Source organism: Rhodococcus sp. NPDC076796 (assembly GCF_040702765.1).
In the GTDB taxonomy this organism is placed as follows: Bacteria; Actinomycetota; Actinomycetes; order Mycobacteriales; family Mycobacteriaceae; genus Rhodococcoides.
Genome location: NZ_JBFBMS010000001.1, coordinates 142,947 through 156,250, shown reverse-complemented (window position 1 = coordinate 156,250; position 13,304 = coordinate 142,947). Strand labels below are relative to the sequence as shown.

Below are 13,304 nucleotides of genomic sequence, written 5' to 3'. Positions count from 1 at the left end.
CGAGTCGGATTCACGACCGAAACGTGTCGACGAACAGGTCGCCTGCGCCCAGTACTTCCAGGACCATGCGGACCGATCGGGCAGGTGCGAGCACGGCGATTTTCCCCGGATGTACGTAGGTGGCGTCGATGATCGCATTGGCGACGCCGGAGTACATGAACGACACCTCCGACAGATCGACCGAGACCCGATCGGACGTAGCGGCCAGGCGGTCGAGGCTGTGCACGAATTCGGCCCGGGTGGACATGTCGAGTTCGCCCGACGCGCGCAGTGTGTTGTGGCCGTCCGGTCGCACGACGGTCTCGACTCGGAACACGCCCTCGTCGTCGCGAATGGAGCGTTCCATGGTTGCGGTGCTGGTCAACATGTCGTTACCTCTTCCCCGAAGCGCTCGTCCCGGTCGGTTTGCCCGCCCGGTGCCGATGCTGAGTTGTTGTGCTTTCAACGATGTCAGTGCGCAATTGCAGAAGGCTTCGCCCCATATCTCGAACGAGTAACGAAATATCTCGTTTCGATAACGGCGCTACCGGGCCAGCACGTCGATGAGTGAACCGGTGATCTTCTTCTTCATCCAGCCACGCACGCCTCGCTGGCCCAGCGCTGCCCGGGCAGCATTGAGGCCGGCTGCTCCGTGCACTCCGCCACCCGGATGCGCCGATGCCGAACCCAGGAACAGCCCCTCCACCGGCGTTTCCGACCGCCCCAGTCCCGGCGTCGGTCGAAATATCAACTGCTGCTGCAGCTGCGCGGTTCCGCCGTTCACCGCACCACCGTGCAGATTGGCGTCGGCACCGTACAGATCGCTCGGTCGTTGCACGACCCGCCCGACGACCGAATCGAGAAAACCCGGTGCGTGGGCCTCGAGGACGTCGTCCACCCGATCCGCCACGGTGTCGGCGGCCGCGTCGTCGACGACGCCCCTCGGCAGATGTGTGTAGGCCCAGGCGCTTTCGGTGCCCTCCGGTGACCTGCTCCGATCGGCGGTGGTCATCTGGCCGAACAGCATGAACGGGCTCCGAGGAAGAACTCCGGTGGTGAGATCTGCCGCCCAGTGCACGAGGCCGTTGTCGTCCGCACCGAGATGGACGGTGCCGGCATCGGCCAAAGACGGTGAGTTCCAAGGTATTCGGCGATCGAGCGCGTAGTTCACCTTGACCACCGGGGTGTCCCATTCGAAGGTGCGCAAGTCCTCGTGCACTCGGCGAGGTACGGCGTCGAACGGAAGTAGTGAACCGTACAGGGCCGGCGCGGACACGTCGGCAATGATCGCCCTGCGCGCCCGAAACGTGTCTCCGGCCGCGGTGTGCACGTCACGAGCGCGGCCGCCGCGCACCTCGATGTGCTCGACCGCCTGACCGCACTCGAGCACCGCACCCGACGCGGCACCACGGCGAATCAGCGCGGTCGTCAGCGCAGACGATCCGCCCACGGGGGTCGGAAACCCGACGTCCTGGGCCAGCATCGTGAGCAGCCAGCCCATCATGCCGCTCACCGGGGCATCGGTCGGGACGTCACCGTGCATGGCGTTGCCCAGCAACAGGCAGCGAGCTGCCTCGCTGTGGAAGAGCTCGTGAGCCATCACCCGGGCGGGGAGGGCAGCGAATCGCGCGAAGCGCAGTGTCTCGGGCACCCCCAAGGTGTGTACGAGTCGGGCCGCCGGGACGACGGGTGGAAACGGTCCGAACAACGAATTCATGAAGGGCTCGCGAATGCGCTCCCACTGCTCGAAGAGCCGCAGCCAGGTTCGGCCGTCTCGCGCGTCGTGTTCCGACAGCCGCGCAGCGGTGGTCTCGACGTCGTGGTGAACGACCGGCGCGTCGGTGTCTTGCGGTGACCGCGCATGGCCGTACACCGCGGGGGAGTGCGACCACTGCAGCCCGTGGCTTTCCAGCTCGAGTGCCGTCATGGCAGGCGAGGCGAGAGCCAGCGGGTAGAAGGCGCTGAAGAGGTCGCTGGTGAAACCGGACACGAGCTCGGCGCTGCGCACAGCGCCGCCGGGATGTTCGGCGGCCTCGAGAACCACGACGTCCCAGCCGGCGTCGGCCATCGCTGCCGCCGCGACCAAGCCGTTGTGGCCACTGCCGATCACGATCGCGTCGACCTCGGTGGTGGTCATGAGACTGCACTCCTCTGGTCGGTATCGGTCTTGCTGGTCAGCAGGTTACCGACGAAGTACAGCGCTACTCCCACAGCGAGGAGCAATCCGGCGCGCAGCCACGTTGCCGCGGACTGTTGGGTCAGTAGAACTGCGCACGTGATCAATGCCAGGACGGGGAGTGCTGTCGGTGTCCGGAAATGACCGGAGTCGGCCCGATCGCTGCGAAGTACCAGCACCGCGACATTGGTGCTGATGAAGACGAACAGCAGGAGTAGCACCACGGTCTCCGCAAGCGCAGCGACGGAACCGGTGCTGCACAACACCATCGCGACGACCGTGGTGGCGACGATCGCCGCCCACGGAGTCTTGCGCCCCGGCAGAACCTTGGCCAATGCGCCGGGAAGCAGACCGTCACGCGCCATGCCGAAGGTCAGTCGCGACGCCATGATCATGGTCAGCAGTGCGCCGTTGGCCACGGCTACGAGTGCGACGAGGCTGAAGACCCAGGGCGCAATACCCGCATCGGCAGCGGCGACGACCTCGAGCAGTGGACCGGTCGATTGCGCCAGGGTGTCGGCGGGCACGACGGTGGACACTGCGAGACCGACGAGCACGTAGACCACCCCGGCCGCGGTGACAGCGCCGAGAAGTGCTCGCGGATAGACCCGTCGCACATCCTCGACTTCTTCGGCGATGTTCGCCGACGTTTCGAATCCCACGAACGAATAGAACGCGAGCAGAGCCGCGCCGAGCACTGCGAGCGTCGGAGTTGTCTCGTCGGTGAATTCGAGGACCCTGGACGGCGTGCCGTCGCCCCGGCTCAGGACGAGACCGGCGAGGGCGACGATCAGCACCAGACCCGATACCTCGACGATCGTCATGGCGAGATTCGCCCGCAACGATTCGGTGATCCCGCGGGCGTTGAGCAGCCCGACCAGAAGCAGGAAGACAACCGCGGCCGGCACGGCAGGCACGTCGAGGAACACACCCAGGTAGTCGCCCGAGAAGGCGAGCGCCAAGCCTGCGGCGCTGGTGACACCTGCGGCGAGCATTGAGAACCCCACCAGAAACGACACGAGCGGGCGCCCGTACGCGCGCTGCGCGAACACGGCCGCGCCACCTGCTCGTGGGTACTTGGTGACGAGTTCCGCATACGACGCAGCGGTCAGCAGCGCCATCAGCAGCGCGACGAGCATGGGTAGCCAGATCGCTCCGCCGACCTCACCCGCGATCTCGCCGACGAGAGCATAGATTCCGGCGCCGAGCACGTCGCCGAGAATGAACACGAACAGCATCTTCCCCGAGACTGCCTGTTGCAGTGGGGACTTGCTCACGGAGCCGTGGACCGCTCTGCCAGCAGAGCGAGCCGGCGTAGTGCCTCGGCGTTGCGCGGATGCGACAAGAGATGCTGCACCCTGTTCGGCACCAGGTCGAAGGGCGGCGTGATCGCATGTTCGATGATCTCGATGCGGCAGCCGGTGGCAATCGGATGCAGCCGCAAGGTGATCGACGCCTTGCCGAACGGCAACGCTCGCGCCTCGAGCCGGATTTCGCGGTCGGCATGAATTCCCACCGAGCGCGTGATGTCGCTCAGGACGGCGGGCCAGGCACCCACCGAGTGGTGGATCGCGGCACCGGCGGCGGGCCAGGTGTCGTCGACTGCGCGAATTCGGGATGCACCGACCACCCAGGTGGCGTACGTCCATCCGTTCGCCAGAACGTTCCAGACGTCCTCACAGCTGGCTGTGGTGTCTCTGCTCGTGGGCACGATTCGGCCTCCGAAATCTCTCGTGGTGTTGTGTGAGCGCGCGATCGGTGCTCGTCGACACTCCGGGGCTGGAAGTGGGGCACTCTCGATGCTGCGATCGTTCGGTGAAACGACCCGACACTGCCGTATGCCCCGAAACGGTCCACCTCAATCGAAGGTAGGAGAGCAGTTCGCAGGGACTGCGCACCATCGCACCGGTGTGAGAAGGTACGGACGGGACGCATGCGGTCGAAAGGATGAAGACGTGGAACAGGTCGACATCTACGAACGAATCTCGCAGATGGCTCTCACGGCGCACGGAACGGTCGTCCACGGATCTTTGACGCAGCAGCAGGTGTTGGAGGAGGTCACGGCGGCGGCCGTGCGATTACTCGACGGCGTGGACCATGCGGGGGTCACTCTGGTCCGGCGAGTAGGCAAGGGTCGACGCCCGGAGTACCTGGAGTCGACGGCCTCGACCGGCGATGCGCCTCGCACATTCGATGCATTGCAGCACGAGCATGGACAGGGCCCGTGTTTCGAGGCCATCTGGACTCATCAGACGGTGCGGATCGAGGATGTCGAAACGGAAGACCGGTGGCCACGTCTGACTCGTGCGGTGGTCGAACAGACTCCGGTCCGCTCGGTTCTGTCCATCCAGCTCTACACCGACGGACAGGAACTGGGCGCGCTCAATCTGCTCGCCGAGGGCACCGGCCGGTTCGATCCGGAGACCGAGGATTCGGCACTGAACCTGGCCACACACGCGGCGATCGCGCTGTCCAGTGCTCGGCGTGGTGAGCAATTTCGCAGCGCTCTGGCTTCGCGAGATCGAATCGGTCAGGCCAAAGGGATCATCATGGAGCGTTTCGATGTCGACGCCATCCGCGCCTTCGATATGCTCGGCGCGCTGTCGCAGGAAATGAACGTGCCGGTGTCGATTTTGGCGGCGCAGCTGATCAGCCGTGACCACCCGACCAAGCCCGATCTGCCGAGCTGACCGCACTGACCCGCCGCTCGACCACCTGATTCGAGGCGCAGCGGTGCTTGTCATACTGAGCTCATGTCGACTATCGCGTACGTGATCGCAGGTTCGGAAGCCACCGGTGGAGCCGGTTTGCAGGCAGATCTCAAGACATTCGAGCGGCTCGGGGTCTACGGAGTCGGCACCATCACGTGCATCGTCTCGTTCGATCCGAAGTCCGGCTGGGGCCATCGTTTCGTCCCCATCGACAGCTCGGTCATCGCCGATCAGATCGAAGTTGCCACAGCCGCACACGATCTCGATGTCGTCAAGATCGGCATGCTCGGCACGCCCGCTACCGTCGAGACCGTGGCGAGCTCGTTGCGTCTGCAGCCGTGGCGGCACGTGGTGGTCGATCCGGTGTTGATCTGCAAGGGGCAGGAGCCGGGCGCGGCGCTCGACACCGACAATGCGCTTCGGCGCGACATTCTTCCGCTGGCCACCGTGATCACCCCCAACCTGTTCGAAGCGCAGACGTTGTCCGGGATGGACGCCATCACCACCGTCGACGATCTGGGCGAGGCGGCCAAGCGAATTGCCGATCTCGGACCGGGCTACGTGGTGGTCAAGGGTGGTGCGGGATTGCCCGGCGACGAGGCCGTCGACGTCGTCTGGGACGGTTCCGAACTGACCGTGTTGCGCGCTCCCAAGATCGGCGACGAGCGGGTCTCGGGAGCGGGCTGCGTCTTCGCGGCGGCCATCACCGCTGAGCTGGCCAAGGGTGTGGACGTGCTCGATGCGGTGGCAACCGCCAAGGACTTCGCGCACGCAGGCATCATCGGCCGAGTGACGAGCAACGCACCGTTCGCTGCAGTGGGATGGCACGACTGATCGCTCGCGTCTCATCGGCCGAATCTATTGCGCAGCAGCAAATTTCGGCGCAGGGTACGGCAGGAGGACCCCTGCCGGACCCTGCAGGCGCGAGCTCCAGGGCTACTTCTCGTCGGGATCGAGCGCGTCCTTGATCTTGCCCATGACCCCCTTCTCCGTACCGAGTGCCGCCGTTGCGGGGGCACCCTTGGCGCCGTCGTACGTCGCGTAGAGAAGTGGATCGGGGGCGGGAGCCGACGCTTTGCCGCCCTTGGGCTGCGGATCGGCGTAGAAGCCCATCTGGTGCACGCCGTCCGGTGCCAACCTGTCGGCCCAGCCGCCGGTGGAGGAGAACTCACCGTCCGAGAGATGCCACAGATCGAACGCGTGGTTGCCCTGTTCTTCGACGTCGAGAAGGGCGTTGGGGGCAACGACGTCCTCGAGGCCGTCGGCCTGCAGTTCCTCGATGGCTGCGAGCCAGAGGTTCTGGTGGTGGGTGTCGCGCGCCAAGTTGAATTGGAGCATCGCCTTGACGCCCGGGTCGTCGGTCATGTTGTACAGACGTGCGGTCTGCAGTCGGCCTTGAGCCTCGGCTGCGACGTTGGCGCGAAAGTCGGCCAGAAGGTTACCGCTGGCCACGATGAATCGGCCGTTCCAGGGGACGCCGTTGGAATCGGACAGTGTCGGCCCACCGCCGGAGACGATTGCCTGCTGGGGATCCATGCCGCCCATCACCGCTGCTACGACGGGGTCGGCCGCTGCCATTGCGGTCGAGTCCGTGGCCGGCGCACCTTCGAGCAACCGGGCCACCATGGTGGCCAGCATTTCGACATGGCCCATTTCCTCGGTGGCGATGTCCATGATCAGGTCTTTGTATTTGCCTTCCATACGGCAATTCCATCCCTGGAACAGGTACTGCATCGTCACGGTCATCTCGCCGTAGGCACCGCCGATCAGCTCTTGGAGCTTACGGGCGTAGACCGGGTCCGGCTTTTCCGGCTTGACGTCCATTTGCATGAAATCGGTATGGCGAAACATGTAAACTCCATTTCAGTACGTAGCGAATTGTCAGTGGCTCAATTCGGTTACCCGCCAAAAAATCAAGCAAACCGCCTGTGTAGCAACAGTTTCGGCTGAAATTATCGGCCCGAAACCGCGATTTCCGGCTGTGCAAATCGGCGCGTATTTCGGTGTCAGGTTTGCCTCCGCCGAATTGCGGGAAGAAGGAGTGCAGCAGTCGTTGGTCGATTCTTCGAAACAGTTCTTCGATCGGCTGCCGGTATCAGCGCACATCACTTTCGAGAGGTCCACATGGCAGACGAGTACTCCGCCGATTCCGACGCCGGCGCCACCGACGAAGATCGGACCACACGTGGTCACGCCGGTGAGGCGATCGTCGACACCCGCAACTGGCCGGGATACATCTGCATCGGTCTGGCGTTGGTGAGCCTCGGCCTCACTCTCACCGCGGCCGGGTACGGGTTCAGTGGTTGGACGTGGATCGGGGCGGTGGCCGCGCCGATCCTCCTGATTGCCGGAATCGTGCTGGTGCTGCTCGAACGCCGCCGCGTCAAAGCGCAGGAGGGTAAGTCGCTGACGGACCCCGCAGGGCATTGACCGACTCCGCGTCGTACGAGAGCCAACGGTCACCGTCGAGAGTCGTCGGTGTGCCCCTGGCCGAACTGGCCCTCTCACTCGGATCACCGGAACCCATCGAGTCCGTTCGGGTGACCGGGGCCAGTGACGACTCGCGAACCGTGATGCCCGGGGACCTGTACGTAGCGCTTCCCGGCACCCGTGTTCACGGACTGGATTTTGAGATCGAGGCGTTCGGGCGCGGAGCAGTCGCAGTGCTGTCCGACCGAGTGTCGACCGTACTGCCGACCATCGTCGTTGCGGATCCGCGTCGAAGCGCCGGTCCGGTCTGCGCCCGGATCCATCGGTATCCGGCCGATGCGATGGGCATGTACGGCGTGACCGGCACCAATGGAAAGACCAGCACCGCGTTGCTTCTCGCCGCTGGACTCGCCGCGTCCGGAGAGGTTGTCGGCACGATGACCGGCATAGGTCTTCGAGGACCACTGACGTCGGTGCCGACGGCACGAACGACACCGGAGGCCGCCACCGTCCAGCGCACACTCGGACGATTTCGCGACGAGGGGGCAACCGCCGTTGCCCTCGAGGTGTCCTCGCACGCAGTCTCCGAACACCGCGTCGACGGCGTGCGGTTCGCAGCGGTCGGGTTCACCAATCTCGGCCCGGACCATCTCGACTATCACGGCAGCATGGACGAGTACTTCGCGGCGAAGGCCGAGTTGTTCGCAGCCGACCGAACGGCCGTCGCGGCGGTGGGGATCGACGACGTGCACGGCAGAAGACTGGCCCGGCTGGTCGACGTTCCGTGCTGGACGTGGTCTGCAGCCGATCCGCGCGCAGACGTCCTGGGCGAGAACATCGAGTGCACCGGGGTCGATACGTCCATGACGGTGCGAACTCCGCTGGGTTCGCTGCACATTCGCCTACCCCTGCTCGGACCGCATCAGGCGAGCAACGCGCTGACAGCGTTGGCCGTTGCATTGGCTGCGGGCAAAGATCTCGAGTCGGTCGCCGCCGGGTTCGAGCGCGTCCGTTCGGTTCCCGGCCGGCTCGAACGTATCGACGTCGGGCAGTCGTTTCTGGCCCTCGTCGACTACATGCACAACACCGCGGGGCAGCGCAGTTTGCTGCCGTTCGTGCGATCTCTGGTGACCGGACGGGTCATAGTGGTTGTCGGAGCGACAGGGGAACGCGATCCCGGCAAGCGCTTCCCGCTGGGTGCCACCGCGGCGGCTCTGGCGGACGTGGTGATCGTCAGCGATGAGAGCCCGCTGTCCGAGGACGCCGATGCCATCCGCCGAGCAGTGGCAGAGGGCGCGAGAGCTGCGCGGTCGGCAGTGGTGATGGTGGAGCCGGATCGCCGTGCCGCGCTGGCTCTTGCGGTGCACACCGCCGGGCCCGGAGACGTGGTTGTGATCGCGGGCCGAGGCTGCGACACCGAGCAGGTCTACGGTCGTGAGATCGTCGAGTTCGACGATCGCGTGGTGCTTCGAGAACTGTTGCGCGACATCGTCTGAGTCACGTGGTTGTGCCGGTCGACGGTGTCGTCGACCGGCTCTACGTGATCAGCGAACTGCGCGTCGAACCTTCAGTGCGGCCGTTGCGGCGAGCGTGATGACGGCACCGACGACAGCGGCACCGAGCAGGGACACACCCTGAGCGAGCTCGAAGTTCCAGCCGAGGAAGTTGATGTTGGTGTGAATCGTGTTCTGCAGCACGAAGATCACCAGTGCTGCGACGAGGACGAGCGTGATGAGGAGGGCGAACTTGGAGGCGAATCCGCCGCGCCGCTTGGTGGTGGTCGTATCGGTCGATGTGGTCATGAGGGGAATCCGTTCTCTGGTGTGAAGTGGGTGGGGTGAAAAGCGAGTGCCGCCGATCATCGAGATCGGCGGCACTCGATGCGAAGGGGGGTGGTTACTTGAAGGTGCCCTTGATGTTCTCGCCGACCTTCTTCACGCCTGCCGAGCCCTGGTCCTTCTTGCCCTCGGCCTCGAGGTCCTTGTTGTCGGTGGCGTCGCCGACAACTTCCTTGGCCTTGCCGATGGCGTCTTCTGCTGCGTTCTTGGCCTTGTCGATGAAGCTCATGTGGGCCCCTTTCAGGTGGCTGTGAATGTTGGTAACGGATACTTAGTCGGTTTTGGTCGCCGAAAACAAACGCCGCCGTGATGCAGATCACATCACGGCGGCGTTCGGTCGGAGGGTCAGGTGAGGGAGACCAGCTCGGTGATGTCGTCATGGGGGAGGTCGCCGTCGACCACCGCGGTGACCACGGAACTGTTCAGCGTGATGGCACCCTTGTGGTTGTCCAGGAATGCGGTGTCGGCGGCGTCGCGACCGACCGAGATGCGCACCAGCGTCGAGCGCGGGGCGAGGCAGGTGGCATCGACGACGCGCCACTGGCCACCCACGAACGCCTCGGCGACGGCGTGGAAGTCCATCGGATCGCAGCCGGGTGCGTACACCGCCACCAGGCGGGCCGGAACGTTGACCGCACGCAGCATGGCAACCACGAGGTGCGAGTAGTCCCGGCAGACGCCCTGTCCGGCGAGCAGCGTGTCGACAGCTCCATCGATCGGATCACTGCTTCCGGGAACGTAGCTCAGGCGAGCGCCGACCCACGCGGAAATCTTGGCCAGCAGTTCCTCGGAGTCCGCGTAGTCGCCGAATTCGGTTGCGGCGAAACCGTAGAACTTGTCGGCCTCGGCGTACCGGCTGGGTCGAAGGTAGAGCGACATGTCGTAGTCGGTGACCGGTGCCGGGGTGGTGTTTCCCAAGATCGTGGCGTCGTACGACACCTGCAGGTTGCCGACATCGGCAGGCATGACGTGAATTCGGTTGCCGTGCGGCCCGCTCACTTCCTTCGCCTCGATCGGGGTGCCGTCGAGAACGAAGGACAGTGATTCGGTGACCGTCGTGCCCGGGTGTGGCGCAATCGCGATCTGGAATTCGAGCGTGGTGGCTGCGGTGATGTCTACATCGAGGCGTGCGGATACGTCGCGTTTGAGCACTTAGAACTCCCGGCAGGTGGTGGTGGATGAACGTGCTGCCAGTACCCGTATCCGCCGAAACCAACCCCATCTCGCTCTGCGAGTGTTCAGCGCCACCCCAGCGCCGGGGCGACGTCACGCAGCACAGTGTCGAGGACGTGCGCGCAGTAGTCGACGCCCAATTGGTTGGGGACGGTGAGCAGTAGCGTATCGGCGGCTGCGATCGCTTCGTCCGCAGCGAGCTCCTCGATCAGTCGGTCGGGTTCGCCTGCGTATGTCTTGCCGAATCGGGCTTTGCCACCGTCGATGTAGCCGACTTGATCGTCGCCGCTGCCCTCTCGACCGAAGTAGGCGCGATCGAGATCGTTGACGATCGGAAAGATGCTGCGGCTCACCGACGTTCGCGGTGCGAAATCGTGTCCGGCGTCGCTCCACGTTTTGTGGAATCGTTCGATCTGCTCGGCCTGCAACTGATGGAACGGCACTCCGGTGTCTTCGCTCAACAGCGTCGAGCTCATCAGATTCATGCCTTGGCGCGCGGTCCATTCGGCGGTTTCGCGGGTGCCGGCACCCCACCAGATGCGCTGTCGGAGACCGGGGGAGTGCGGTTCGAGGCGCAGGAGTCCGGGCGGATTGGGAAACATCGGCCGTGGATTCGGCTGTGCGAAGCCCTTGCCCTCGAGTAGATCGAGGTAGATGCGGGTGTGCTCGCGGGCCATGTCTGCGTGATCGGAACCCTCGGCGGGTGTGTAGCCGAAATGGCGATACCCCTCGATGACCTGCTCGGGCGATCCTCGGCTGACCCCGAGCTGCAACCGTCCGCCCGAGATGAGATCGGCGGAACCCGAGTCCTCGGCCATGTAGAACGGATTCTCGTAGCGCATGTCGATGACGCCGGTGCCGATCTCGATGGTGCTCGTCTTGGCACCGACGGCGGCGAGGAGGGGGAACGGTGACGCGAGTTGGCTGGCAAAGTGATGGACGCGGTAGTACGCGCCGTCGGCACCCAGTTCTTCGGCCGCGACCGCGAGGTCGATGGACTGCAGCAGCACGTCCGACGCCGACCGCGTCTGTGACTGTGGGGACGCCGACCAATGCCCGAAGGACAGAAATCCGATCTTCTTCATCACGCGCTCTTTCGTTGAAGGATCAACTATTCACTGTACTTCAGCGTGTGTCGGGTCGAATCCATTCCCGGCGTCGGGGCTACGCACCGATGCCGGCGGTCAAGAGCTTCGCCAGTTCGAGATAGGCGTCGCCGTCGCTCAGTCCGGTCAGGCGGAACACCTCGCGAGTCTGAATGCGAACCATGACCGAGGAGGCGACGTCGCCGACGAAGGCCGCGTGCACGTCGCGCACCTCGCCACTGGCCACGCCCTCGCTGATCAACTCCTGGACGCGGCGCGCGGCGATCGCGGTGTTCCGTTCGTACACCGAGCGGGCCGCCTCGAGTGACGCCAGGTCCGTCATGAACTGCTCGGACGCCGACTCCAGGGCTGCTCCCACCGCAGTCAGATACGTGGTGATGCGATTGCGGGTGCCATCGACCTCGGCGACCGCGCTTTCGACCTGCGTGGTCATGGACTTGAAGTAGTGCACGGTGGCACCGCCGACAAGCTGGTCCTTGCTCGACGCCAGTGTGTACAGCGTGGACTTGGAGCAGCGGAGGCGGGCCGCGATGGTGTCGAGCGTCAGGTGCGCGAAGCCCTCTGCCAGAAACAGACTCACGAGCTGGTCGAAGAGCTCGGAACGGCGAGCCGTGGCATGCGAGGTCACGGGTGCGTTCACATCAGGGATGGTACTGCATCGTCTTGTGCAGTACTCTGCATCAGTACTGCGGATCGCCCTGCAGTACTGATCCGAACTTTCCGGAGGTTTTTCACGTGCCCGTCGATCGTCTGTTGCCCACTGCCGAAGCGCGCGACCTCATCGCGCTGACCCGCGACGTGGCAGACAAGGTGCTCGACCCGATCGTCGACGATCACGAACGGCGCGAGGCGTACCCCGACGGAGTGTTCGACACCCTCGGCGAGGCGGGCCTGTTGAGCCTGCCGTACGCGGAGGAATGGGGCGGGGGAGGACAACCGTACGAGGTCTATCTCCAGGTTCTCGAAGAACTGGCATCGCGCTGGGCGGCAGTGGCCGTTGCGGTGAGCGTGCACGGCCTGGCCTGCCACCCCCTGATGGTTTTCGGTACCGATCAGCAGAAAGCCGACAAGCTTCCCGGGATGCTCGGTGGTGCACAGATCGGCGCGTACTCACTGTCCGAGGCGCAGGCCGGCTCCGACGCCGCCGCACTGAGCTGCAAGGCCACCCCGACCGAGGGTGGCTACACGGTCAACGGTTCGAAGGCGTGGATCACGCACGGCGGAGTGGCCGACTTCTACAACCTGTTCGCCCGGACAGGCGAAGGATCGAAGGGCATCTCGTGCTTTCTAGTTCCGGATGGAACCGACGGTCTGAGCTTCGGCAGGCCCGAGGAGAAGATGGGACTGCACGCGATCCCGACGACCTCGGCGCACTACGACAACGTGCACGTACCCACCGAGTGGCGAATCGGTGCGGAGGGGCAGGGGTTGCAGATCGCCTTCAGCGCACTCGATGCCGGACGGCTCGGAATTGCCGCTGTGGCAGTGGGAATCGCGCAGGCGGCGCTCGACGACGCGGTGAAGTACGCCCAGGAGCGGACGGCGTTCGGCAAGAAGATCATCGACCACCAGGGCCTGGGTTTCGTGCTGGCGGACATGGCGGCCGCAGTGGACTCGGCCCGCGCCACCTACCTCGATGCTGCCCGCCGGCGTGACGCCGGACTTCCGTACTCGCGCAACGCTTCCGTGGCAAAGCTGATCGCCACCGATGCTGCCATGAAGGTGACCACCGATGCGGTGCAGGTGTTCGGTGGCTACGGGTACACCCGCGACTTCCGCGTCGAGCGATACATGCGCGACGCCAAGATCACTCAGATCTTCGAGGGCACCAACCAGATTCAGCGTCTGGTGATCGCACGCTCTCTTGCCACGAACTGACGATCGAAATCTG

General features: G+C 64.7%; 15 protein-coding genes. 5 read left to right on the top strand and 10 right to left on the bottom strand.

The annotated features are described in order from the left end of the window. Positions 1–10: 10 nt before the first annotated feature. The 4 genes from AB0366_RS00720 to AB0366_RS00705 all read right to left on the bottom strand — a co-directional run bounded on the left by AB0366_RS00720 (position 11) and on the right by AB0366_RS00705 (position 3,866). Positions 11–367, bottom strand: coding sequence for an STAS domain-containing protein (locus AB0366_RS00720; RefSeq protein ID WP_121870547.1), 357 nt, complete (start codon positions 365–367; stop codon positions 11–13). 156 nt (positions 368–523) lie between these two features. Next, entirely contained in the window at positions 524–2,116 is a 1,593-nt protein-coding gene (locus AB0366_RS00715) for an NAD(P)/FAD-dependent oxidoreductase (protein WP_366242321.1), read from the bottom strand. Next, positions 2,113–3,393 carry an APC family permease gene (locus tag AB0366_RS00710; RefSeq protein WP_366242951.1) on the bottom strand — a complete coding sequence of 427 codons (1,281 nt, stop codon included), beginning with the start codon at positions 3,391–3,393 and terminating at the stop codon, positions 2,113–2,115. Before AB0366_RS00710 ends, AB0366_RS00715 begins: the two co-directional genes overlap by 4 nt. Before the next feature lie 35 nt (positions 3,394–3,428). Then, positions 3,429–3,866, bottom strand: a complete 438-nt coding sequence (locus AB0366_RS00705) for an SRPBCC family protein (protein WP_121870545.1) — start codon at positions 3,864–3,866, stop codon at positions 3,429–3,431. A gap of 244 nt (positions 3,867–4,110) precedes the next feature. Here AB0366_RS00705 and AB0366_RS00700 point away from each other — a divergent pair, with 244 nt between their 5' ends. Together AB0366_RS00700 and thiD are read left to right on the top strand one after the other, a co-directional pair. Further along, positions 4,111–4,845: a GAF and ANTAR domain-containing protein gene (locus AB0366_RS00700; protein ID WP_366242320.1), complete on the top strand. Its 735-nt coding sequence runs from the start codon at positions 4,111–4,113 to the stop codon at positions 4,843–4,845. A 63-nt stretch (positions 4,846–4,908) separates the two neighbouring features. Beyond that, a complete protein-coding gene (gene thiD / locus AB0366_RS00695; protein WP_366242319.1) occupies positions 4,909–5,700 on the top strand; it encodes a bifunctional hydroxymethylpyrimidine kinase/phosphomethylpyrimidine kinase in 792 nt (263 codons plus the stop codon). Positions 5,701–5,802: 102 nt separating this feature from the next. Here the strand turns inward: thiD and AB0366_RS00690 are convergent, their stop codons facing one another. Further along, the gene (locus tag AB0366_RS00690) at positions 5,803–6,717 is read right to left on the bottom strand and encodes a manganese catalase family protein (RefSeq protein WP_366242318.1); all 915 of its coding nucleotides are present in this window, start codon (positions 6,715–6,717) and stop codon (positions 5,803–5,805) included. Positions 6,718–6,990: 273 nt separating this feature from the next. Between AB0366_RS00690 and AB0366_RS00685 the strand changes: the two genes are divergently transcribed. Continuing rightward, positions 6,991–7,296 (top strand): hypothetical protein, encoded by a 306-nt coding sequence (locus tag AB0366_RS00685; protein ID WP_366242317.1) that lies wholly within the window; start codon positions 6,991–6,993, stop codon positions 7,294–7,296. After that, positions 7,293–8,792 (top strand): UDP-N-acetylmuramoyl-L-alanyl-D-glutamate--2,6-diaminopimelate ligase, encoded by a 1,500-nt coding sequence (locus AB0366_RS00680; protein WP_366242316.1) that lies wholly within the window; start codon positions 7,293–7,295, stop codon positions 8,790–8,792. Before AB0366_RS00685 ends, AB0366_RS00680 begins: the two co-directional genes overlap by 4 nt. Before the next feature lie 48 nt (positions 8,793–8,840). On the opposite strand, the gene AB0366_RS00675 is transcribed toward AB0366_RS00680, so the two are convergent. The 5 genes from AB0366_RS00675 to AB0366_RS00655 all read right to left on the bottom strand — a co-directional run bounded on the left by AB0366_RS00675 (position 8,841) and on the right by AB0366_RS00655 (position 12,053). Further along, complete coding sequence (locus AB0366_RS00675) at positions 8,841–9,098, bottom strand: DUF1049 domain-containing protein (RefSeq protein ID WP_314142059.1); 258 nt, start codon at positions 9,096–9,098, stop codon at positions 8,841–8,843. 94 nt (positions 9,099–9,192) lie between these two features. Continuing rightward, on the bottom strand, positions 9,193–9,363 hold the full coding sequence (locus AB0366_RS00670) for a CsbD family protein (RefSeq protein WP_366242315.1): 171 nt from the start codon (positions 9,361–9,363) through the stop codon (positions 9,193–9,195). Between the two features lie 116 nt (positions 9,364–9,479). Then, the gene (locus tag AB0366_RS00665) at positions 9,480–10,286 is read right to left on the bottom strand and encodes a transglutaminase family protein (protein ID WP_366242314.1); all 807 of its coding nucleotides are present in this window, start codon (positions 10,284–10,286) and stop codon (positions 9,480–9,482) included. Between the two features lie 86 nt (positions 10,287–10,372). Beyond that, entirely contained in the window at positions 10,373–11,392 is a 1,020-nt protein-coding gene (locus tag AB0366_RS00660; protein WP_314142299.1) for an LLM class flavin-dependent oxidoreductase, read from the bottom strand. 79 nt (positions 11,393–11,471) lie between these two features. Beyond that, positions 11,472–12,053, bottom strand: coding sequence for a TetR/AcrR family transcriptional regulator (locus AB0366_RS00655; RefSeq protein ID WP_230596325.1), 582 nt, complete (start codon positions 12,051–12,053; stop codon positions 11,472–11,474). 95 nt (positions 12,054–12,148) lie between these two features. Here AB0366_RS00655 and AB0366_RS00650 point away from each other — a divergent pair, with 95 nt between their 5' ends. Next, on the top strand, positions 12,149–13,291 hold the full coding sequence (locus tag AB0366_RS00650) for an acyl-CoA dehydrogenase family protein (RefSeq protein ID WP_121870540.1): 1,143 nt from the start codon (positions 12,149–12,151) through the stop codon (positions 13,289–13,291). Positions 13,292–13,304 lie beyond the last annotated feature (13 nt).